General features: G+C 70.2%; 21 protein-coding genes and 1 pseudogene. 7 read left to right on the top strand and 15 right to left on the bottom strand.

Annotation, left to right across the window (positions count from 1 at the left end; genetic code table 11):
* Positions 1-29: 29 nt before the first annotated feature.
* From ACQPZW_RS14705 to ACQPZW_RS14685, 5 genes are all read right to left on the bottom strand, one after another.
* Complete coding sequence (locus tag ACQPZW_RS14705; protein WP_433795426.1) at positions 30-1079, bottom strand: diguanylate cyclase domain-containing protein; 1050 nt, start codon at positions 1077-1079, stop codon at positions 30-32.
* A gap of 39 nt (positions 1080-1118) precedes the next feature.
* Complete coding sequence (locus ACQPZW_RS14700; protein WP_433795425.1) at positions 1119-2174, bottom strand: diguanylate cyclase domain-containing protein; 1056 nt, start codon at positions 2172-2174, stop codon at positions 1119-1121.
* A 228-nt stretch (positions 2175-2402) separates the two neighbouring features.
* A complete protein-coding gene (locus tag ACQPZW_RS14695; protein WP_433795424.1) occupies positions 2403-3962 on the bottom strand; it encodes a methyl-accepting chemotaxis protein in 1560 nt (519 codons plus the stop codon).
* Positions 3963-3971: 9 nt separating this feature from the next.
* Positions 3972-4379, bottom strand: coding sequence for a UBP-type zinc finger domain-containing protein (locus tag ACQPZW_RS14690; RefSeq protein ID WP_433795423.1), 408 nt, complete (start codon positions 4377-4379; stop codon positions 3972-3974).
* Between the two features lie 12 nt (positions 4380-4391).
* A complete protein-coding gene (locus ACQPZW_RS14685) occupies positions 4392-4787 on the bottom strand; it encodes a winged helix-turn-helix transcriptional regulator (protein ID WP_433795422.1) in 396 nt (131 codons plus the stop codon).
* Between the two features lie 164 nt (positions 4788-4951).
* Here ACQPZW_RS14685 and ACQPZW_RS14680 point away from each other — a divergent pair, with 164 nt between their 5' ends.
* On the top strand, positions 4952-5806 hold the full coding sequence (locus ACQPZW_RS14680; RefSeq protein ID WP_433795421.1) for an SDR family oxidoreductase: 855 nt from the start codon (positions 4952-4954) through the stop codon (positions 5804-5806).
* Here the strand turns inward: ACQPZW_RS14680 and ACQPZW_RS14675 are convergent.
* Complete coding sequence (locus ACQPZW_RS14675; RefSeq protein ID WP_433795420.1) at positions 5796-6257, bottom strand: aminoacyl-tRNA deacylase; 462 nt, start codon at positions 6255-6257, stop codon at positions 5796-5798. The genes ACQPZW_RS14680 and ACQPZW_RS14675 overlap by 11 nt on opposite strands.
* Positions 6258-6273: 16 nt before the next feature.
* Between ACQPZW_RS14675 and ACQPZW_RS14670 the strand changes: the two genes are divergently transcribed.
* Positions 6274-6648 carry a DUF427 domain-containing protein gene (locus ACQPZW_RS14670; protein WP_433795419.1) on the top strand — a complete coding sequence of 125 codons (375 nt, stop codon included), beginning with the start codon at positions 6274-6276 and terminating at the stop codon, positions 6646-6648.
* Here ACQPZW_RS14670 and ACQPZW_RS14665 read toward each other — a convergent pair.
* Positions 6597-7616 (bottom strand): TIGR03617 family F420-dependent LLM class oxidoreductase, encoded by a 1020-nt coding sequence (locus ACQPZW_RS14665; RefSeq protein ID WP_433795417.1) that lies wholly within the window; start codon positions 7614-7616, stop codon positions 6597-6599. The genes ACQPZW_RS14670 and ACQPZW_RS14665 overlap by 52 nt on opposite strands.
* A 60-nt stretch (positions 7617-7676) precedes the next feature.
* Between ACQPZW_RS14665 and ACQPZW_RS14660 the strand changes: the two genes are divergently transcribed.
* Positions 7677-8492 (top strand): MerR family transcriptional regulator, encoded by an 816-nt coding sequence (locus ACQPZW_RS14660; protein ID WP_433795416.1) that lies wholly within the window; start codon positions 7677-7679, stop codon positions 8490-8492.
* On the opposite strand, the gene ACQPZW_RS14655 is transcribed toward ACQPZW_RS14660, so the two are convergent.
* On the bottom strand, positions 8479-9321 hold the full coding sequence (locus tag ACQPZW_RS14655; RefSeq protein WP_433795415.1) for a P1 family peptidase: 843 nt from the start codon (positions 9319-9321) through the stop codon (positions 8479-8481). The two genes, ACQPZW_RS14660 and ACQPZW_RS14655, sit on opposite strands and share 14 nt — an antisense overlap.
* A 97-nt stretch (positions 9322-9418) precedes the next feature.
* On the opposite strand from ACQPZW_RS14655, the gene ACQPZW_RS14650 reads away from it, so the two are divergent.
* Positions 9419-11467 (top strand): catalase, encoded by a 2049-nt coding sequence (locus tag ACQPZW_RS14650; RefSeq protein ID WP_433795414.1) that lies wholly within the window; start codon positions 9419-9421, stop codon positions 11465-11467.
* A gap of 114 nt (positions 11468-11581) precedes the next feature.
* Here the strand turns inward: ACQPZW_RS14650 and ACQPZW_RS14645 are convergent, their stop codons facing one another.
* The 4 genes from ACQPZW_RS14645 to ACQPZW_RS14630 all read right to left on the bottom strand — a co-directional run bounded on the left by ACQPZW_RS14645 (position 11582) and on the right by ACQPZW_RS14630 (position 14651).
* Entirely contained in the window at positions 11582-13168 is a 1587-nt protein-coding gene (locus ACQPZW_RS14645; RefSeq protein WP_433795413.1) for a methyl-accepting chemotaxis protein, read from the bottom strand.
* Positions 13169-13378: 210 nt separating this feature from the next.
* Positions 13379-13564 (bottom strand): hypothetical protein, encoded by a 186-nt coding sequence (locus ACQPZW_RS14640; RefSeq protein WP_433795412.1) that lies wholly within the window; start codon positions 13562-13564, stop codon positions 13379-13381.
* A 254-nt stretch (positions 13565-13818) separates the two neighbouring features.
* Positions 13819-14310, bottom strand: coding sequence for an Hsp20/alpha crystallin family protein (locus tag ACQPZW_RS14635; protein ID WP_433795411.1), 492 nt, complete (start codon positions 14308-14310; stop codon positions 13819-13821).
* A 113-nt stretch (positions 14311-14423) separates the two neighbouring features.
* On the bottom strand, positions 14424-14651 hold the full coding sequence (locus tag ACQPZW_RS14630; RefSeq protein WP_433795410.1) for a hypothetical protein: 228 nt from the start codon (positions 14649-14651) through the stop codon (positions 14424-14426).
* A gap of 89 nt (positions 14652-14740) precedes the next feature.
* Here ACQPZW_RS14630 and ACQPZW_RS14625 point away from each other — a divergent pair.
* From ACQPZW_RS14625 to ACQPZW_RS14615, 3 genes and pseudogenes are all read left to right on the top strand, one after another.
* Positions 14741-15043, top strand: a pseudogene (locus ACQPZW_RS14625) (hypothetical protein); the annotation flags it as partial.
* A gap of 256 nt (positions 15044-15299) precedes the next feature.
* Complete coding sequence (locus ACQPZW_RS14620; RefSeq protein WP_433795409.1) at positions 15300-16181, top strand: LLM class F420-dependent oxidoreductase; 882 nt, start codon at positions 15300-15302, stop codon at positions 16179-16181.
* A 138-nt stretch (positions 16182-16319) separates the two neighbouring features.
* Complete coding sequence (locus ACQPZW_RS14615) at positions 16320-17357, top strand: LacI family DNA-binding transcriptional regulator (protein WP_433795408.1); 1038 nt, start codon at positions 16320-16322, stop codon at positions 17355-17357.
* Here the strand turns inward: ACQPZW_RS14615 and ACQPZW_RS14610 are convergent.
* The 3 genes from ACQPZW_RS14610 to ACQPZW_RS14600 all read right to left on the bottom strand — a co-directional run bounded on the left by ACQPZW_RS14610 (position 17322) and on the right by ACQPZW_RS14600 (position 20461).
* The gene (locus tag ACQPZW_RS14610; protein WP_433795407.1) at positions 17322-18221 is read right to left on the bottom strand and encodes a carbohydrate ABC transporter permease; all 900 of its coding nucleotides are present in this window, start codon (positions 18219-18221) and stop codon (positions 17322-17324) included. The two genes, ACQPZW_RS14615 and ACQPZW_RS14610, sit on opposite strands and share 36 nt — an antisense overlap.
* 1 nt (position 18222) lies before the next feature.
* Positions 18223-19071 carry a carbohydrate ABC transporter permease gene (locus ACQPZW_RS14605; RefSeq protein ID WP_433795406.1) on the bottom strand — a complete coding sequence of 283 codons (849 nt, stop codon included), beginning with the start codon at positions 19069-19071 and terminating at the stop codon, positions 18223-18225.
* A 73-nt stretch (positions 19072-19144) separates the two neighbouring features.
* A complete protein-coding gene (locus ACQPZW_RS14600) occupies positions 19145-20461 on the bottom strand; it encodes an extracellular solute-binding protein (protein ID WP_433795405.1) in 1317 nt (438 codons plus the stop codon).
* Between the last annotated feature and the right edge of the window lie 105 nt (positions 20462-20566).

Here is a 20566-nt window from a genome sequence, read left to right as displayed (position 1 = left end):
CACGCCTGCCGCATCGCAATGAATCGATGTCATGCGGCCCGGCGGGCCTGCTTCTCCCGGTACATGGCGGCGTCGGCCTCGGCGGTGAGCGCGTCGAGGCCGGTCTGGTCCCCGGCGGCACGCAGCGCCACGCCGATGCTGACGCCGACCGTGACGACGATGCCGTCGCCGAGGTCGGCGGGCCGCCGGATGGTGTCGCGGATGCGCTCGCAGGCCGCGGCGACCGCGCCCGCTCCGGCGCCGGGCAGCAGGATCAGGAACTCGTCGCCGCCGAGCCGCCCGGCGGTCGTCCCGGGGCCGCCGGCCTCGGCCAGCCGGATCGCCACCTCGTGCAGCAGCCGGTCGCCCGCGGCATGCCCGTACGTGTCGTTGACCTGCTTGAACCCGTTGAGGTCGAGCACCAGCACGCCGAGGGCGCCGCCGGTGAGCCGGGCCGCGTACTCGTCGAGGTGGGCCCGGTTGGGCAGCCCGGTGAGCCCGTCGTGGGTGGCCTGGTGCTGCAGCGCCCGCCGGGTCTCCTGGAGGGTGGTGAGCTGCCGGGCGAAGGCGGTCGACTGGGAGCCTGCGATGATCGCGGTCATCGCGCTGGTGCCGAGCACGAATGCGGTGTCCGGCGAGTCGGGCACGAGGAGGACGAACGCGGCCGACGTGGCCACGAAGGTCAACAGCGCGCCGAGGAACTGGTGGCGGACGGCGGCGATGGAGATGCTGAGGCCGAGCAGTGGCCAGGTGGTCTGGGTGAAGTCGCGCTCCGAGACGGCGACGAAGGCGATGATCGTCACCGTGTCGAGCAGCACCTGCAGGGCGCTCCACAGCTGGTAGCGGCGCGTGCTGGGGTTCCGGGCGGCGAGGAGGGCGAGCACGTTGGCCCCGGCCATCAGGGCGAGGGCGAGCCGGCAGACGGTGGCCATGTCGTCGCTGAGGACAAGGGGCGCCAGGTCGGTGACGCCGCTCATGTAGACGGCGGTGAGCACCAGCCCGAGGGAGCGGGAGGCCAGTCCGGCGGCTTCGACGGTTCGCCGGCGTGACCGCAGCGAGTCGTCGACCATCGGCGCGGCCGGCCTGCCGATCACCCTCATGCGCCTCCCATCGGCGGTGACGGGCCTCACCTGAAGGAGTCAGGCCGCTACTGACCTGCCCCGTTTGTCGCGGTACATCCCGGCATCGGCCTCGGCGGTCAGCGTGTCCAGGTCGGCACCGGAGCCTACCGGCCGCAATGCCACGCCCGCGCTGACACCGACACTGACCGCGCGCCCGTCGCCGATGTCGACGGGCCTGCGGATCGCGTCGTGGATCCGCACCATGACCCGGGCGGCGACGGCGCTGTCCGCGTCCGGCAGCAGCACGAGGAACTCGTCGCCGCCGAGCCTTCCGGCGAGCCCGTCGGCGCCGAGCGCGAGGGTCAGCCGGGCGCCGACCTCGTGCAGCAGCCGATCGCCGGCGGCGTGCCCGTGCTCGTCGTTGACCTGCTTGAACCCGTTGAGGTCGAGCAGCAGCACGCCGAGGGCGCGACCGGCGTGCCGATCGGCGTAGCCGGCCAGGTGGGCCCGGTTCGGCAGGCCGGTGAGCCCGTCGTGGGTGGCCTGGTGCTGCAGCGCCCGGCGGGTCTCGTCGAGGGCCCGCAGGTGGCGGTCGAGGGCCGACGCCTGGGTGCCGGTGATCACCGCGATCATGAATCCGACGACGACGAGGTAGAACAGCTCACGCGTGCCCGGCACCAGCAGCGCGAAGCCGAGAGTGGTGGCCGCGAAGACCAGCAGGGAGCCGAGGATCCGGTGCCGGAGAGCGGCCACCGCGATCGCCGGGGCCAGCAGCGGCCAGGTGGCCTCGGCGGTCTCCCGTGAGGTGAGCGCCACGATCGCGGTGATGGTGGCGGTGTCGATCACGCTCTGTGCGGCGCTGACCCACGGGTACCACCTCGAATCCGGGCGACGCCGGCCGAGGTAGGACAGGGTGTTCGACACACCCATCGCGACGATGCCCACCCAGCAGACCAGGCGCATGTCGGTGCTGGCCACGGCGGCCGCACCGGCGCCGATCCCGGCCGCGGCCAGTCCGGTGGAGACCATCCCGAAGCTGCGGGCCACGAGGGCGCCGGTCTCGATGGTGCGCCGCCGTCGCGAGAGCGCGTCGTCCTCCACCGGGGCGGTCGAGCGCGGGAGCAGCGTACGCATGGGCCTTCCATCGGCAACCCCCGCCGGACCTTGAGAGAGAAGCGACCCCCGCCGGACCTCGAGAGAAAAGCAACCCCCGCCAGACCTCGAGAGAGAGAAAGAGAGAGGGGGAGAAGAGGCGGCAGGGCCGCGGGAGAGGAAGCCGTTGGAGAAGGAAAGGCAGCGGGGCCGGTCGCCAGAAGGCGACCGGCCCCGCTCCGGAAAAACCGATCTCGTGACAGGAGAGACTCAGAACCTGAAGGCGCCGACCAGATTGCGCAGCTCGTCGGCGGTACGCGACACTGCCGCACTCGCCTCCCGGGTCTGCGTGACGCCACCGACGGTGGCCGCGCTGGCCGAGGAGACGTCGCTGATGTTGGACGCGATCCGGCTGGAACCGGCGGCGACCTCGGCGATGCTGCGGCTCATCTCGCCGGTGGTGGCGGTCTGCTCCTCCACCGCCGAGGCGATGGTGGTCTGGAAGTCGTTGATCTGGGCGATGACCTCGGAGATGCGGTTGATGACCTCGACCGCGCCGCCGGTGTCCTGCTGGATGGCGTTGACCCGGCTGTGGATGTCCTCGGTGGCGCGGGCGGTCTCCTGGGCGAGGTCCTTGACCTCGCTGGCGACCACGGCGAAGCCCTTGCCGGCGTCACCGGCGCGAGCGGCCTCGATGGTGGCGTTCAGGGCGAGCAGGTTGGTCTGCTCGGCGATCGAGGTGATCAGCTTGATGACGTTGCCGATCTCGGCGGACGACTCGCCGAGCTGACGGATGGTGTCGGTGGCGCGGGCGGCCTCGGTCACGGCGATCGACGCGATCTGGGCGGCCTCGCTGGTGTTGCGGGAGATCTCCCGGATGGAGAGGCCCATCTCCTCGGAGCCGGCGGCGACGGTCTGCACGTTGCGGGAGATCTCGTCGGCCTCGGTGGCGGCGGAGCTGCTCTGCCGGTCGGTGTTGTCGACGGCGTCGGCGATCTGCGCGGAGACGCCGGCGAGCTGGTTCGACGCGGTGGCGAGCTTGTCGGCGTCCTCGGCGATGGTCTGCATCGAGGTGCGCAGCTTGTCGAGGGAGCGGTCCAGGCCGGCGGCCATGACACCGAACTCGTCGCGGCTGGTGATGCCGCTGCGGACGGTCAGGTCGCCCCTGTCGAGGGCGTCGATGACGTTGCCGAGCTGGCGGATCGGGCCGAGGATGGAGCGGACCAGCGGGATCGCCATGCCGACCAGCACGACCAGGCCGATGCCGGCCACGATGATCGCCATGTTGCGGGTGCTGGAGACGGCCTCGGCCATCTCGGCCTTCTGCTCGGCGACCGCGGCCTCCACCTTCTCGGTGAGGGCGTCGAGCTGGTCGTCGGTCTTGTTGTTGGCCTCGGGGATCTCCGGGAGCCGGTCGAGCACCGACTTCGGGTTCGCCACACCGTCGCTCACGAAGTTGGTGATGAACTCGTTGAAGGCGACGAAGTCCGGGCGGTAGCTCTCGAACTCCTGGAGCAGAGCGGTGGGCAGTCCGCAGGCCACCACCTTGTCGGCGGCCTCGGTCGACGATGCCGTGTCGTCGGCCGCGTCGGTGTTGACGTCGTCGCCGAGCGCGGCCCGGTAGGCGTCCACCTTGAGCTCGCTCTGCCGGTTGTTCAGGTGGTTGATCGCGGCGAGACAAGCCTCCAGGCTGCGCATCTCCTCAGCCTGGGTGGTCAGCGTCGACTGGCTGGTCAGGGTGATGGCGGCCAGACCGCCGAGCGCGACGGCCCCGGTGGTGACGATCACCCCTAGCCGCTTGGCCGTACCGATGTTTTGAATCGCCCGCATCTGCCCTCCTTAGCATCCGACGCACACCCCATCGGATGTGGCGGCGCTCACCTGAGGAAAGGCAGATTCAGCGGTTGAGCCGGCGAGTCCAGTCCGAGGGTACCGATCCGGCCGGCCCGGGGCGGGCTGATCGTCGGGACGGCTGCCTGGTGGGGCCAGTTCGGGCCCGGAGAGGCCCTGCTCCGTCTCATAATTCCAGAACCAGTCCTCCCCCGGCTCGAACGACTGGACGACCGGGTGGCCGGTCTGCTTCCAGTGCGCGGTGGCGTGCTGGGAGGGCGAGCTGTCACAGCACCCGATATGGCCGCAATCGGCACATCGGCGCAGGTGGAACCACCAGCCGCCGGCGCCGAGACACTCGGCGCAGCCGGTGCCGGAGGGAGGGACGTCGGTGCGGATCGTTGCGTCGCTGGTCACGGCGAAAACCTATCAATGGGTACGGTCATACGCCTGCTGCGCCACGGTGATCTGCCCGAACTCGCCCTCGACCAGGTCGATGAGCTCGACGAACTTGGCCGCGACCTTCTCCCCGAGGGGGGTCAGGCTGTACTCCACGCGGGGTGGGATGGTGGCCTGCACCTCGCGGAGGACGAGGCCGTCGCGCTCGAGCGCCTGCAGTGTCTGGGCCAGCATCTTCTCGCTCACCCCGTCGACCCGGCGGCGCAGCGCGTTGAACCGGAACGCCCCGTCGTGCAGCGCGGCCAGGGCCAGGCCACCCCAGCGGCCGGTCACGTCGGCGAGCACGCCCCGGGAGGCGCAGTCCCGCGCGAAGACGCTGGGGATCAGCTCGTCGTCGGCGCCGGGGATCAGCTCGTCGTCGTCCACGCGGCGAACGATACCAGCACTGTCGAGGAGTTTGCACTTTCAAAAAGTTAGTGCCATTGTTCTGGTCACCGCTCACCACGAGCGGCCGGCGCTCAGCGCTGTCTCAGCGCGTCGGAGACGGCGTCGAGGGCCGGCCGGGAAGATCTTTTCTACAGGGAGTCGACATGACCATCGCCGTCACCGGAGCCACCGGACAGCTGGGCCGCCTCGTCGTCGAAGCGCTGATCACCCGCGGCGCCACGCCGGACGAGATCGTCGCCGTCGTCCGGGACACCGCCAAGGCCGGCGGCCTGCTGGCGCTCGGCGTGCAGGTGCGCGAGGGCGACTACGACCGCCCGGAGACCCTGACCGCCGCGTTCGACGGCGTGGACCGGCTGCTGCTGGTCTCCGGCAACGCGGTCGGCCAGCGGGTCCCCCAGCACACCGCGGTGATCGAGGCCGCCAAGCAGGCCGGCGTCGGATTCCTCGCCTACACCAGCATCCTGCGCGCCGACACCAGCCCGGTCGGCCTCGCGCCGGAGCACCTGGCCACCGAAAACCTGATCAAGGACAGCAAGATTCCGTACGCGTTCCTGCGCAACGGCTGGTACATCGAGAACTACGCCGGCTCGTTCGGGCCGGCGATCGCCCAGGGCGCGCTGTACGGCAGCGCCGGTGACGGCCGGATCGCCGCCGCCACCCGCGCCGACTTCGCCGAGGCCGCCGCGGTCGTGCTGCTCAGCGGCGAGGCGGGTGTCTACGAGCTGGCCGGCGACGAGCCGTTCACCCTGGCCGAGCTGGCCGCCGCGGTGGCGCAGCAGTCGGGCGCCCCGGTCGCCTACACCGACCTGCCCGCCGAGCAGTACCAGGCGGCCCTGGCCGGAGCCGGCGTCCCGGAGGCGTTCGCCGCCCTGCTCGCCGACACCGATGTCAAGATCCGCGACGGCCACCTGGACGACGACTCCAGGACCCTGTCCCGCCTGATCGGCCGCCCCACCACCCCGCTGTCCGAGGCGGTGGCCGCGGCCCTCAAGAGCTGAGGTCGGTCACATCCGCGAAGGTCCCGCCGAGGGCCTTGACCGCGGCGTCGGCGTTCACGCGCAGGCCGACGCCGCGTTCGCCCGCCCCCAGACTGATGGTCCGGCCCCGGGTGCTGTCGTCGGCGATCACCGGCCACGGCCGCCGGGACCCGAACGGGGTGATGGTGCCCCGCTCGTAGCCGGTGGCCTCCCTGGCGGTCGACGCGTCGGGCATAGACAGCCGGCTCACCCCGAGCAGGGCGCGCAGCTTCGGCCACGAGATCGACCGGTCGCCGGGCACCAGCACGAACAGGTAGTCGTCGTCGGCGCGGCGCACCACCAGCGTCTTCACCAGGTCACGCACCTCGACCTGCTGGGCGGCGGCGGCCTCGGCCACACTGCCGACCGGCCCGTGACGAACCACGTGGTAATCGATCCCGGCCGCGGAGACGGCTTCGACGGCACTCGACAACGTTAGGCTCCCTCATATGACCAAGCCTCGCCTTCAACCAGGCCCGGATCATCCGATCACGATCACCCCGACCGGCTCAAGGGTGACGGTCACCGCCGGCGGCAAGGTGGTCGCCGACACCGGGAACGCGCTCACCCTCCAGGAAGCCGACTATCCGCCGGTGCAGTACGTGCCGCTCGCCGACGTCGACCCGGCACTGATCGCGGCCACCGATCACCAGACCTACTGCCCGTACAAGGGCGAGGCCAGTTACTGGTCGCTGCCCGGGGCGGAGAACTCGGTGTGGGGCTACCGGGAGCCGTACGACGCGGTCGCCCCGATCAAGGACCACGTCGCCTTCTACCCCGACAAGGCGGAGGTCCGGATCGCCGACCGCACCGCGGCCAGCTGATACCGGTCCGCCTCGTACGGCGTGTAGAGCGAGATCCGATCAATCGCGGAACCGAATCGATCGAGCAGCCCGGCGGCCACCGCCGCCGGGTCGCCGGCCACCGCGAACGCGTCGAGCACGTCGTCGGTGATCGCGTCGGTCATCTCCTCCCACGATTGTCGGCGTGACAGCAGGTTGAGCCGGTCGGCGAGCTCACCCCAGCCGTGCAGCTCCAGCACCGGACGGTAGGCGGGCGTCGAGGCGTAGAAGGCGATCTGCCCGCGCACCGCCCGCTCCGCCTTCGCCCGGACGGCCTGGTCGGCGCCGAGCACCACGAAGGCACTCATCTCCATCGCGAATCCGTCGAGGGAGCCGCCGCGCGCTTCGCGGACCGCCGGGATCAGACGCTGCGACAGATAGGTGGGGCTGGTCAGCGGGTGCACCAGCAGCCCGTCGGCGACCCGCCCGGCGACCGCGACCATCCGCTCCCCCACCGCGGCGAGCTGCACCGGCGGATTACCGAAGGGGTTGGGCCCCGGGTCGAAGAACGGTGTCATCAGCGTGTGCTGGTAGAAGGTTCCGCGGAAGGACAGCCGCTCCCCGGTCGCCCATGAGTGCCAGATGGCGCGCAGCGCGGCCACGAACTCCTCCATCCGCGCCGCCGGGCGACTCCACGGCATCGCGAACCGGCGCTCGATGTGCGGTTTGACCTGCGAGCCCAGCCCGAGCCGGAACCGGCCCTCGGAGATCAGCTGGAGGTCGTTGGCGAGAACCGCGACGTTCATCGGATTGCGGGCGAAGGCCACCGCGATCGACGACTGCAGCGACAGGGTCCCGGTCGCCCGGGCCACCAGCGCCAGCGTGGTGAACACGTCATGCCTGGTCTCGGCCGCGTTGAAGCCGTCGTATCCGACCTGCTCGGCGGAGACCGCGGCCGTCTCGGCCTCGGACGGGGAGGCCGCGATCGGTGCGGCATAGTCAACCAACATCCCCCACGAATACCAGATCTGGACTCTCACACCGTGTGAGGTGGTCGACTCGGAGCCATCATGTTCACCATCGGAGACTTCGCCCGCCACGGCCGCGTGTCGATCCGGATGCTGCGTCACTACGACGCCACCGGGCTGCTGCGGCCGGCCCACGTCGACCCGTTCACCGGCTACCGGCACTACACGGCCGCCCAGCTGGCCCGCCTCAACCGGATCATCGCGCTCAAGGATCTCGGGTTCACCCTGCAGCAGGTGGGCGCGATCCTCGACGGCGCGCTCGACGCCGGTGAGCTGCGCGGCATGCTCCGGCTGCGCCGTGCCGAGCTGGAGGCGACGGTGGCCGAGTCCCACGCGCGGCTGGTGCGGGTCGAGGCGCGTCTCCGAGCCATCGAAAGGGAGGGCCACATGCCCACCGACGACGTCGTCCTGAAGCGGATCCCCGCGGTCCGGGTCGCCGAGCTGACCGCGGTCGCCGACGGCTACGAGCCCGAGCACATCAGCCCGGTGATCCAGCCGCTCTACGACCAGCTGTTCCGGCGCCTGGAGGCGGCCGGGGTGCGGCCGTCCGGGCCGGGCGTCGCCTATTACGAGGACGCGGACGGCGGGCGGATCACCGTGCATGCCGCGATCCAGGTCACCGCCGGTCCGGGTGGGGGCGATTTCGAGGTACGGGACCTGCCGGTGATCGCCGAGGCCGCGACGATCGTGCACCGCGGTTCGATGGACGCCGTGGTGCCGACCGGACAGGTCCTCGCCGAGTGGATCGACGCCAACGGCTACCGGGCCGTCGGCTACGCCCGCGAGATCAACCTGGAGTGCCCGGAGAACCGCGACGACTGGGTGACCGAGTTGCAGGTGGAGGTCACGAGGACCTGACCGCGTCGCGGATCGCCGCCGCCATCACCTCGGTCGCGGCGGCGCGCAGCAGGTCCAGGTCGGCGCCCTCGACCTCACCGGTGGCCAGCGCGACCACGGCGTCGCCGTCGTAGCGGGAGTGCGCCGGATGCAGGGCCCGGGCGAACCCGGTGTGGCCGCTCTGGGCGAGCAGGTGACAGTCGAGCTTGCTCAGCTTCGCGTCGGTGAGCAGCACGGCGATCGTGGTGTTGTGCAGGAACCCGCCGACCGGGGAGTCCGGCCGCTGCGGGACGGACCCGTCGGCGCCGATCACGTCACCCCAGGCGTTGACGACGGCGACCGCCTCGACGGTGGCCGGCCCGGCACGCCCGGTGGAGCGGCCCAGACCGCCCGGCTCCAGGGCGCCACGCCACTTGCCCGTCGTGGCCCCGGCGCCGGCTCCGACCGTACCTCTGAGGAAGGGTTGTCCGGCGAGGGCAGCCAGCGCCGCCGCGCGCCCCTCGACCGCACCCGGCGGATCGGCCGCGACCGAGGCATCGAAGATCGACATGCCGACGACGATCGGGACCGGCCCGAAGGGTGTCGGGAACCCGCGGCCGCGCTCGCGCAGCAGGCGCGCCACCCCGTCGCCGGCCGCCAGGCCGAACGCCGAACCGCCGGACAGCACCACCGCGTCGACGTGCTCGACCAGGCGGCCCGGCTCCAGCAGGGCGAACTCCCGGGTGGCCGGAGCGCCGCCGCGGACCTCGCCGGAGCCGACCGTGCCGGGCGGCGGAAGGATCACGGTGACCCCGGTGCCGTCGCCGGTCCAGTGGCCCGCACGGGCCGAAAGAAGCTGTGGTGCGCTCATGAACGCGAACCGTATCCGCTGAGACGTTCCGGCGCGGATTGCCGGGGTAAGCAGTCGGCTGTTCGGCTGAAACTGCGCAGAGAAACGGAAATCCGACATGGAGCCCACTGTTCCCAGTCCCAAGACGAAGGAAGATGCGGAGACCAGCCCGGTCAAGGAATCCCTCGCCCCGGCGCGGGGACTGCAGACCGGCGATTACCTGACCACCGCTCAGGGCCTCCGGCTGCCGGACACCGACCACTCCCTCAAGGCCGGGCCGCGCGGGCCGTCGCTGCTGGAGGACTTCCACCTCCGCGAGAAGATCACGCACTTCGATCACGAGCGGATCCCGGAACGGGTGGTCCACGCCCGCGGGTCCGGCGCCTACGGCACGTTCACCGCGTACGGGAACGCGGCGTCGGTGACGAAGGCCGGCTTCCTGGCCGAGAAGGACCGCGAGACGGACGTCTTCGTCCGCTTCTCCACCGTGCTCGGGTCGCGGGGCTCCGCCGACACGGTGCGCGACACCCGCGGTTTCGCCGTCAAGTTCTACACCGCCGAGGGCAACTTCGACCTGGTCGGCAACAACATGCCGGTCTTCTTCATCCAGGACGCGATCAAGTTCCCGGACGTCATCCACGCCGCCAAGTGGCATCCGGACCGGGAGATCCCGCAGGCGCAGACCGCGCACGACACGTTCTGGGACTTCGTCTCGCTGCACACCGAGGCCACCCACCACGTGTTCTGGGCCATGTCCGACCGTGCCGTGCCGCGTTCGTACCGGACCATGGAGGGCTTCGGCGTCCACACGTTCCGCCTGGTCAACGCCGAGGGTGAGACGGCGCTGGTGAAGTTCCACTGGAAGCCGGTCGCCGGGGTGCACTCCCTGGCCTGGGAGGAGGCCCAGCTCACCGCGGGCGTCGACCCCGACTTCCACCGCCGCGACCTGGCCGACTCGATCGACGCCGGGCTGTTCTACGAGTTCGAGCTCGGCATCCAGGTGCTCCCGGACAGCGAGGACGAGACGTTCCACGGCATCGACCTGCTCGACCCCACCAAGATCGTGCCGGAGGAGCTCGCGCCGGTGCAGCCGGTCGGCAAGCTCGTGCTCAACCGCAACCCGGACAACTTCCACGCCGAGACCGAGCAGATCGCCTTCCACCTCGGTCACCTGGTGCCCGGCATCGAGGTCACCAACGACCCGCTGCTGCAGGGCCGGCTCTTCTCCTACCTGGACACCCAGCTCAGCCGGCTCGGCGGGCCGAACTTCGTCCAGCTGCCGATCAACCGGTCGCAGGCTCCGGTGAACGACAACCACCGCGACGGCATGCACCAGAGCGTCGTGCACCGCGGTGTGGCGCCCTACCTGCCGAACAGCCTCAGCGGTCCGGAGGGACCGGTGCCGGCCGGGCCGGAGAAGGGCGGTTACGTCAACGTGCCCAAGCTGGTGCACGGCGACAAGGTGCGGGCCAACCCGGTGTCCTTCGCCGACCACTACAGCCAGGCGGCGCTCTTCTACCACAGCCTCACCCCGATCGAGCAGGACCACATCGTCGAGGCATTCACGTTCGAGCTCAGCAAGTGTTACGAGCAGGCGATCCGCGTACGCATGCTGTCCGTCCTGTCCAACGTCGACGCCGGGCTGACCGCCAAGGTCGCCGCCGGGCTCGGCCTCCCGGCGCCCGAGGGCAAGCCGCCCCTGGAGGTCACGCCGTCGCCGGCGCTGGCCCAGATCACCGACCGGGCCTGGCCCATCACCGGTCGGGTGGTCGGCGTCATCGGCACGCCCGACGCCGCCACGGCCAAACTGCAGAAGACCCTCAAAGCGCAGGGCGTGGTGGTACGGGTGATCGCGCCCGTGGGCGGCGAAGGAGTGGAACGCACGTTCCAGACCGCGCGGTCCGTCGAGTTCGACGCCGTCGTGGTGGCCATGGCGACCGACAATCCGCAGGTCACCGTCCTGTTGCAGGAGGCGTACCGGCACGCCAAGCCGATCGGTGTGCAGGGCGGCGGCGAGCAGACCCTGGCCGCCGCCGGCATCGACGTGAAGGCTCCGGGCATCCTGGTCGACCCGGACGCCGCGGCCCTGGCCACGGCCCTCGCCCAGCACCGCGTCTGGGACCGTGTCGCGCTGCTCAAGCCGGCCGCCGCCTCCGCCGGCTCCTGACCCGGCCACCGCCAGGCCCGCGGATCCTTCCCGGGCCTGGTGGCCGCCGCCTTCGCCGGCTCCTGGCCGGCGGCCGCCAGGCCCGCGGATCCTTCCCGGGCCTGGCGGGTCCTTTCAGTAGCGGAAGTTGCCGACCAGTCTGGTCAGGTCGGACGACATCCGGCTCAACTCGGCCGCGGTCTCCTGCGACCGGATCACGCCCTCGCTGGTGGACCGGGCCGCCTCGGCGACACCGGTGATGTTCTCGGCGATCTCGCCGGTCCCGGCCGCCGCCTCGCCGACACTGCGGTTCATCTCCGCGGTCGTGGCGGTCTGCTCCTCCACCGCCGACGCGATCGTCGTCTGGAAGTCACTGATCCGCGCGATCACCCGGCTGATCTGCTCGATCGCCTGCACCGCGCCGTTCGTGTCGGCCTGGATCGCCTCCACCCGGCGGGAGATGTCCTCGGTGGCCCGCGCCGTCTCCTGCGCGAGATCTTTCACCTCGCTCGCCACCACCGCGAACCCCTTACCGGCCTCACCGGCCCGGGCCGCCTCGATCGTCGCGTTCAGGGCCAGCAGGTTCGTCTGCTCGGCGATGGACGTGATCGTCCGGATCACGTCGCCGATCTCCGCCGACGAGACCCCCAGCTGGTTCATCGTCGCCGACGTCCGGGCGGCGAGCACCACCGCCTCCCCCGCCACCCGGGCCGCCTCGGTCGCGTTCTGCGAGATCTCCCGGATCGACGCGCCCATCTCCTCGCTGCCCGCCGACACCGTGTCGACGCTGCGGGAGATCTCCTCGGCCGCCGCCGACACCGACTGCGCCCGGGTCGTGGTCCGCTCCGCCGAACCGGCGATCTCCTCGGCCACCGATCCGGCCTGCCGGGCCACCCCGGCCAGTGCGCTCGCGGACCCGCTGATCGTGGCGACGGCCCGGCTCAGGTCGTCCAGGGCGCCGTCCAGCGCCCGCCCCATCACACCGGGCTCGTCATCGCTGGTCAGCCCGGTCCGCCGGGTCAGGTCACCCGCGGCGAGCCCCTCGCAGACCAGCTTGACCCGGCTCAGCGCGCCGACCACCGACCGGATCACGAAGATGCCGACGGCGACGGCCAGCAGATTGCCGATGACCTCGACCGCCACCATCGTCTGGCCGCTGCTGCGATGGGTGGCCTCGGCCGACGCGACCACCGCGGCGGCGTCGGCGGCCTCGGCCTCGGAGAGGGCGTGGAAACCCGCCCTGACCCGATCGATGACCGGCGCGGTCTCCCGGTCCCGGACCCGGGCGTACGCTTCGTAGTTCTTCGCCAGCGCATGACCGATCTGCGTGGTGAGAACCATGTCGGTGTAGCGCTTCCAGTCGGCCTCCAGTGCGGCCACCGACGCGGGATCCCCGGCCGGCCCGGCGGCGTGGTAGGCGGCCAGCGCCTCGTCGAAGGCGGCGAACCCGTCACGGACCGCCTTCTCGTACTTCGCGTCGTCCGCCGCGGTCAGCGAGACCAGCAGGTTCGCCAGGTCGACGCGGGTCTGGATGCTCACCGCCTGCAGCTCGCCGAGCGCCGTCTCACTGGTGAGGTTGCCGTGGTAGAGATGCTGCGCGGCGGCCGCGGTGCGGTTCAGCGACCGGTTCGCCAGAATGCCGGAGATCGCCGAGAGCACGACGCCCAGCAGGACGAGGGCGCCGATCTTGTGGCGCACGCCGAGGTTCGCGAAGAAGTTCATGCCGCCTCCCTACCGGGGGTGACGGTACGGATCCGGTGGGCCGGGGCCGGGTGCTTCGCCAGGTTTCTCAGCGAGTCCTCAGCTTGATACCCCGTCGAGGCCATCGGCGGTCCGCGCGGCACCGACAGCGGAGGACGGGCGTGGGCGACAGGCGACAGGCAGGCGGTGGGCGGCGAGCCTCAGGTGGCGATGCGGCGGGGAGGACGTTGGTCAGCGGCGGATGGTGGCCAGGGCGAGGCCGGCCAGGCTGCAGCAGGCGGTGAGCCAGGCGACAGCCAGCAGCGACGACATCAGCGTGCCGGGAAGACCGGTCGGCGAACTGTTAAGGACCGTCAGAGCGGCGCCGATGAAGACGAGCGCGGCGACGGCCGCCACCTGCAGGTACGAGCGGGGCAAGACGACTCCCGGGATGCGGCTGAGGGGGAGACGCCACCCTCCCGTACCACCCTGCCCACCGGCAACGGCTCAGTCGGCCGAGTTTCCGGCCGTCCGTCGTGTGAGGAAGAGCCGGGCCGGCGCATCGCCGGCCCGGCCGGGTGAGGGTGATCGGCTGAGTGAGGATGATCGGCCGGGTGAGAACGATCGGCCGGGTGAAGGAAGTCAGCCGGTGACGGGACCAACTGGGTGCAAAAGGTCAGCCGGTGACGGGATCAGCTGGTCAGGGACTTCTGGGACGCCGTGTCGCCGTCGATGGTGGCCGGCTTCTCGGCCTCGGTCAGCGCCGGCGCCCGGCCCGTGTTGATCTCGATTCGGCGGGGCTTGGCGGCCTCGGCGACCGGGATGGTCACGGTGAGCACGCCGTCCTGCCAGGTCGCGTCGACGTTCGCCAGGTCGAGGCCGTCACCGAGGGTGAGCCGCCGCTCGAACGTGCCGGTCACCCGCTCGCGGCGCAGCCACTGCACGTCGGCGTCGGTCCGGGCGGACCGCTCGGCGCGGATGGTGAGCACGCGGTTGTCCACGTCCACACTGACCGAGCCCGGGTCGATCCCGGCCAGGTCGCAGTGCAGGACGAAGTGGTCACCGGACCGGTACAGGTCCATCGGCATCGCCACGGCGGCGGCGCCACCGGCGACGGCAGGGACCCCCAGCATCCGGTCGGCCAGGCGGTCGAACTCGCGGAAAGGATCGAAAGTCAGCACCACGATCAACCTCCTCGAAACGGCCGCCGGACCGTCCGGCGGCGCGTGGCGCTCGGCTGACAATACTCGCCGAGGTCGGGGTCATCTTTCTCTGACCAGCACCGACAAGATATTTTTTAGCACTGCTCGGCCTCGAGTGCCAACCGTTCCGCCATGATTTTTTTGAGCCACCACGACGGGTGGACGGGACTGCGCAGTTCCGAGGAGGGCTGGCCGGGATACAGGCCGAGCCGACGCAGGGCGTCCGCCCGCACCTCCCAGTACGTCTCGCACCACCAGCGGCCGGTCATGTCGTCACGGCCGCACATGGTGCCGCCACGCACCTCGCCGTCAGCGAACGGCACCCAGTCGATGCCGCGCTCGGCCAGTCAAACAGCGAACGGGTTGCCGCCGCGAGCCGATCCGTCGTTGCGATACCAGTGCACACGCACCCATGCGGTCATGCCGCCACTGTACGGAACCCCGCACCCCGGCACGCCACACGCGGCAGGCCGACTTCACCGTCCTCCCACGACAGACCAGGCCCGCGCCTCGCGGAAGGGCGATGCTCGTGGGCCGCGCTGATCGGTCGGCTATCCACGACCACCCGTTCGCCAACAAGGGCAGGACCACGGTCACGCTCACCGGGTGGACCATCCGCGACAGGAGTGGCCACATCTACGAACTGTCCGGCACCCTACCCGCCGGCCATTCCCGGATCGTCCACACCGGCAAGGGCACCGACGGCAGACCCGCCGGGCACCGGTACTGGAAGTCCGGGAACTACATCTGGAACAACACCGGCGACACCGCCATCCAGGTCGACGACGTCGGCGATCCCGTCCCGTTCGTCGCAGTCACCGAGCCTGGACCCGGCACCGACTCCCCCGTCCATGCCCCCGATGCCGTCACCGGACGTGCCGTAGCGGCCGACGCGGCAGTGTGCGCCACACGCCTCGAGCCGCCGTTCGCCGCCCTCTGCACGCCTCCCATCCGCGCGATAGGTTATGGCCATGAGCATTGGTTTCGGGGTTTTCGTTCCACAGGGTTGGCGGATGGACCTGGTCGAGATCGCCGACCCGGTCGAGCAGTACGAGGCGATGACGGCGGTGGCGAAGGTGGCCGACGCCGGACCCTGGGACAGCATCTGGGTGTACGACCACTTCCACACGGTGCCCGAGCCCACGATGAACACGACCTTCGAGGCGTGGACGGTCAGTTCGACGCTGGCCCGCGACACCAGCCGGGTCAACATCGGGCAGATGGTGGGCTGCAACGGCTACCGGCACCCGGCGCTGTACGCCAAGATCGCGTCCACGGTGGACGTCGCGAGCCACGGGCGGCTCTACGCGGGGCTGGGCGCCGGCTGGTATGAGCACGAGTGGAAGGCGTACGGCTACGAGTGGTCCGAGGTTCCGGAGCGGATGGCCGCGTTCCGGGAGGCCGTCGAGATCGTGCACAAGATGTGGACCGAGGAGCGGCCGGTCTTCTCCGGCAAGCACTACCGCATCGATCAGCCGATCAACGAGCCGAAGGGCGTCCGGAAGCCGCACCCGTCGTTCTGGCTGGGCGGCGGTGGTGAGAAGGTGACGTTGAAGCTGGTGGCGAAGTACGCCGACGGCGCCAACTTCGGCAACGGCGACCCGGAGATCGTCCGGCAGAAGGCCGCGGTGCTGCGCGAGCACTGTGACCGGCTGGAGCGTGACTACGACCGGATCCGGAAGTCGACCAGCTACCACGTCGATCTGAGCCACTCCTCCGCTCAGCACATCGCCAGGATCGAGCAGCTTGCCGAGGCCGGCGCCGACTACGTGATCACCTACTTCCCGCGGGTCGCCTATGACCACGAGCCGCTGCTGCGGTTCGCCGCGGAGGTCGTTCCGCAGTTCTCCTGATCTATTTACCGGCACGGCGAGGGCTGGGAGCGATCCCAGCCCTACCAGGCATTTCTCGTACGGGCGGGGCGTGGCAGAATTCCGGTGCCGGTTTCCGAAAGTTCCAGCCGAGATGGTCCGGCGGTAAGGAGCAGCCCCGTGGCCGCTGGCAGGGGAAGAGTGACGATCGCCGCGATCGCGGAGGCGGCGGGGGTTTCCGTGCCCACGGTGTCTCGGGTGCTCAACGGACGGTCGGACGTGTCACCGGGCACGCGGGAGCTGATCGAGCGGTTGCTGCGCGAGCACGACTACCGCCCCCGCAACTCTCGGCATTCCGGACGAGCCCGGCTTGTCGACCTGGTTTTCAACGACCTGGACAGCCCGTGGGCGCTGGAGCTGGTGCGCGGTGTCGAGGACGTCACGCACGCGGCAGGCGTCGGGACGGTGGTGTCGCAGGTGCACCGGCGCAGCACCGCGACCAGGCAGTGGCTGCAGAACCTGCGGGCCCGGGCGTCCGACGGCGTCATCTTCGTGACCTCGGACGTGGCCGAGCCGGTGCACAGCGAGCTGCACCGGCTGAAGGTGCCGGTGGTGATCATCGACCCGGCCGGCGGGGTGGCGTCGGACGTGCCGACGATCGGGGCGACGAACTGGTCCGGCGGGCGGACCGCCACCGACCACCTGCTGTCGCTGGGTCACCGGCGGATCGGTTTCGTGGCCGGCCCCAGCAATCTGCTGTGCAGCCGCGCCCGGCTGGACGGCTACCGGGCGGCGATGGAGGCGGCCGGGGTGCGGGTCGACGAGGAGCTGCTCACCACCGGCGACTTCGGCAACGAGGCGGGCTTCCTGGCCGGCAACCGGCTGCTCGACCTGCCCGACCGGCCGACCGCGATCTTCGCGTCCAGCGACCTGATGGCGCTCGGCGTGTGCGAGGCGGCCCGGCGGCGTGGTCTGCGGGTGCCCGACCAGCTGAGCGTGGTCGGCTTCGACGATCTGCCCGAGTCGCGCTGGTCGTCGCCGCCGCTGACCACGGTGCGCCAGCCCCTGGCCGAGATGGGCGGGCTCGCCGCGCGGACCGTGTTGCGGCTGTCGCGCGGCGAGGCCATCGAGACCCCCCGAGTGGAGCTGGCCACCAAGCTCATGGTGCGGGAGAGCACCAGGTCACTTGCCGAATCCCGCGGTCAGGCCACTGAGTAGCTGGCGGCGCCCGATCACGTAGAGGGTGAGGATCGGGAGCGTCGTCAGCACCACCGCGGCGAGCACGGCGGGGATGTCGATGCTGAACTGGCCCTGGAACTCCCAGAGCGCGAGCGGCAGGGTCCGCTGTTCGGGGCTCTGGGTCAGGATCAGTGGCAGCACGAAGCCGTTCCACACGGTCAGTCCCTGGTAGATGGTGACGGTCACCAGGGCCGGCCGGGTGAGCGGGAAGGCGAGCCGCCACAGCGTGCCCCACTCGGTGGCGCCGTCCATCCGCATCGACTCGAAGAGCTCCTTCGGCACGTCACGGATGAAGTTGGCCAGGACCAGCACACTCAGCGGAATGGCGAACGCCAGTGACGGCAGGATGATCGCGCCGAGAGTGTCGTACATCTGGATCCTGATGATGATCAGATAGATCGGGATGATGACCGCCTGCAGCGGGATCGCCAGTCCCATCAGGAACAGGCCGTTGACCGTCCGCAGGAACCGGCTGCCGGCGCCGCCGCGGATGATCGCGTAGGCGGCCATGAAGGACACGAGCACCGCCGGGCCGACCGAGCCGACCGTGACGATGACGCTGTTCATGAAGTACCGGACGAAGTCGTTCTCCAGGACGAACCGGTAGTTCTCCAGCGTCGGGTCGGACGGCGGGGCGAGCGGGTTGGTGTCGTAGTAGTCGTTCTGCAGCTTGAGGCTGGTGATGACGATCCAGTAGATCGGGATCACCACGATCGCCAGCCAGATCCAGCCGGCCAGGCCACCGGCGAAGTTCCAGTGCAGCGGGCTGAACCGGCGGCGGCGCTTCGCCGGCCGATCGGGCGAGACCACCGGCGGAGTACGGCTGTCGAGCATCGTCGCCATGTCAGGCTCCTTCCAGCTGGCTGTCGGCCTGGTTCCGGCCGCCGAGCCGGCGCAGCCCGAGCGCCAGCAGCAGGCCGAAGAGCACCAGGATGACGGCGATCGCGCTGGCCGGGCCCATCAGGTTGGCCTTGAATCCGCGCTGGTACATGTCGACTGCCAGGGACTGGGTGGCGCCACCGGGGCCGCCGGCGGTGAGCACCCAGATCAGGTCGAAGAAGGTCAGCGACCCGACGACCATCAGCGTCGACGAGGTGATGATCGTGTACTTGAGCTGCGGCAGGGTGATGCTGAAGAACTGCCGGATCCGGCCCGCGCCGTCGATCTGGGCCGCCTCGTACATCGAGGCCGGGATCTGCCGCACCCCGCCCTGGTAGATCAGCGAGTGGAACGGGATGAACTGCCAGGAGACCACGAACACCACGACGCCGATGGCCAGTGTGCCGTCACCGAGCCAGTCCTGCTGCAGGAACGGGAAGCCGAGGCCGGCGCCGAGCCCGAAGTTGGGGTCGAGCAGCGCCTTGTAGGTGATCGAGATGGCGGCCTGGCTGAGCAGCAGCGGAATGAAGTAGAGCACCGCCAGCACCGCGCGGTAGCGGTGCCGTGCCGCCAGGAACACCCCGATGAGGATGGAGAGTGGCGTCTGCACCGCCCAGGACAACGCCATGATCAGGAAGGTGACCCAGAGCGCGTGCGGCAGGTCCGGGTCGGAGAGCACGGTGCGCCAGCTGTCCAGGCCGGAGAAGGGGATGTCGGTGGTCTGGCCGCTCCACGAGCTGAAGCTGAGCACCAGCACCCCGAGCAGCGGGATCACCCCGAACAGGGTGAACGCGATCAGGGCCGGCCAGGCCATCCACGAGACGGACCCGCTCCCCCCGGCGTTGTTGCTGCCGGGGGAGCGGTCCGCACCACAGGCGGAGCAATCGTCATTTCCCGATGACCGCGTTCATGTTGTCGGCGAACTGCTGCGGACTGATCGACCGGGTGAACAGCTTGGAGATGTTGGACAGCAGGGTCTCCGCGGCGGTCGGGCTGAGCGCCTGGTCCCAGGACTGGGCGAACACCTTGGCGTTGCTGGCCACGCCGTAGACGAACTTGAGGAAGTCGGCGTCCGGCGAGGCGGCGAGCTTGGCGTCGGCGCCCTTGATGATCGGCACGCCGCCGGTCTTGATCCAGTCGGACTGCTCGGTGTCGTCGAGCAGGCTGGTGAAGAACTTCTTGGCGATGTCCTTCTGCTCGGCCGAGGCCTTGGAGGAGATCGACAGGTACTGGCCGGCGTTGCCGACGGTGTCGTTCGGGTCGCCCTTGCCGCCGTCGACGCCGGGGAAGTTCATGTAGCCGAGCTTGCCGTCCTTGAGGAACGAGCCGCCCTGCTCCTTGATGATGCCGTACGACCAGCTGCCGTGCAGCATCATGGCCGCCTTGCCCTTGTAGAGCAGCGCCTGGTCGGCGTTGGAGTCGGCGGTGATCGAGGAGAAGCCCTTGACGAAGCCGTCCGCCTTGATCAGGTCCTGCATCTTGGTGAGCGCGTCGAGGGCGAGCGGGTTGCTCCAGGCGTTGGCCTTGCCCTCGAAGACGTCACCGAAGACCGACGGGCCGCCGATGCGGTCGAAGAGGAACTCCAGCCACATCATGTTGGTCCAGCGGGACTGGCCGCCCAGGGAGAACGGGGCGATGCCCTTGGCGTTGAACTTGGGCACCAGGTCCATGATCTCGCCCCACGACTGCGGCGGGGTGAGCCCGTTGTCGGCGAAGACCTGCTTGTTGTAGAACAGCACGATCGGCTGAACGGTCTCGGCCGGCATGGCGTAGATCTTGCCGTTGATGGTGGCCGGCCCGAAGGAGGACGGGAAGAGCCGGTCCTTGACCGCGGCGTTCTGCCCGAACCAGTCGGTGAGGTCCTCGACCTGGCCGCCGTCGACGTAGCTCTTCAGGCCACCGCCGCCCCAGCCCCAGATGATCGTCGGCGGCTGCCCGGCGCCGAGCGCGGTCTTGAGCTTGTCCTTGTAGGCGTCGTTCTGGAACGCCGTGAGCTTGATCGGGCCGTTCGGGTTGGCCTTGTTGAACCGCTCCACGGCCCCGGTGCGGACCGACTCCCCGGGTGGGCCGCTGAGGAACCAGTAGGAGGCTTCGCCCGCCTTGGCGGTGCCACCGCCACCGGCCGGACCGGACGTGCCACAGGCGGCGAGCGCGGCGCCGGCGGCGGCGCCGGCACCGAGGGTCAAGAAATTCCTGCGCTTCACGCTGATCTCCGTTGTTGGACGCCGATTAGAAGCGGAACCGCTGCCGAAAGTTTCGAGTGACAGCTGCAAATTAACGCGAGGTTTCGTTAACGTAGGGTTTCGCCG

Origin of the sequence: Actinoplanes sp. CA-252034 (assembly GCF_050956125.1) — a bacterium.
GTDB lineage: Bacteria > Actinomycetota > Actinomycetes > Mycobacteriales > Micromonosporaceae > Actinoplanes.
This window is presented reverse-complemented; position numbering and strand designations above follow the sequence as displayed.

Bases quoted from the DNA above. Each gene is read 5' to 3' on its own strand.
- ACQPZW_RS14665 (WP_433795417.1), bottom strand. From the start codon at position 7,616: ATGTTGGTTGACTATGCCGCACCGATCGCGGCCTCCCCGTCCGAGGCC.
- ACQPZW_RS14655 (WP_433795415.1), bottom strand. From the start codon at position 9,321: ATGAGCGCACCACAGCTTCTTTCGGCCCGTGCGGGCCACTGGACCGGC.
- ACQPZW_RS14660 (WP_433795416.1), top strand. From the start codon at position 7,677: ATGTTCACCATCGGAGACTTCGCCCGCCACGGCCGCGTGTCGATCCGG.
- ACQPZW_RS14670 (WP_433795419.1), top strand. From the start codon at position 6,274: ATGACCAAGCCTCGCCTTCAACCAGGCCCGGATCATCCGATCACGATC.
- ACQPZW_RS14620 (WP_433795409.1), top strand. From the start codon at position 15,300: ATGAGCATTGGTTTCGGGGTTTTCGTTCCACAGGGTTGGCGGATGGAC.
- ACQPZW_RS14695 (WP_433795424.1), bottom strand. From the start codon at position 3,962: ATGCGGGCGATTCAAAACATCGGTACGGCCAAGCGGCTAGGGGTGATC.
- ACQPZW_RS14680 (WP_433795421.1), top strand. From the start codon at position 4,952: ATGACCATCGCCGTCACCGGAGCCACCGGACAGCTGGGCCGCCTCGTC.
- ACQPZW_RS14645 (WP_433795413.1), bottom strand. From the start codon at position 13,168: ATGAACTTCTTCGCGAACCTCGGCGTGCGCCACAAGATCGGCGCCCTC.
- ACQPZW_RS14705 (WP_433795426.1), bottom strand. From the start codon at position 1,079: ATGAGGGTGATCGGCAGGCCGGCCGCGCCGATGGTCGACGACTCGCTG.
- ACQPZW_RS14650 (WP_433795414.1), top strand. From the start codon at position 9,419: ATGGAGCCCACTGTTCCCAGTCCCAAGACGAAGGAAGATGCGGAGACC.
- ACQPZW_RS14700 (WP_433795425.1), bottom strand. From the start codon at position 2,174: ATGCGTACGCTGCTCCCGCGCTCGACCGCCCCGGTGGAGGACGACGCG.
- ACQPZW_RS14605 (WP_433795406.1), bottom strand. From the start codon at position 19,071: ATGGCCTGGCCGGCCCTGATCGCGTTCACCCTGTTCGGGGTGATCCCG.
- ACQPZW_RS14610 (WP_433795407.1), bottom strand. From the start codon at position 18,221: ATGGCGACGATGCTCGACAGCCGTACTCCGCCGGTGGTCTCGCCCGAT.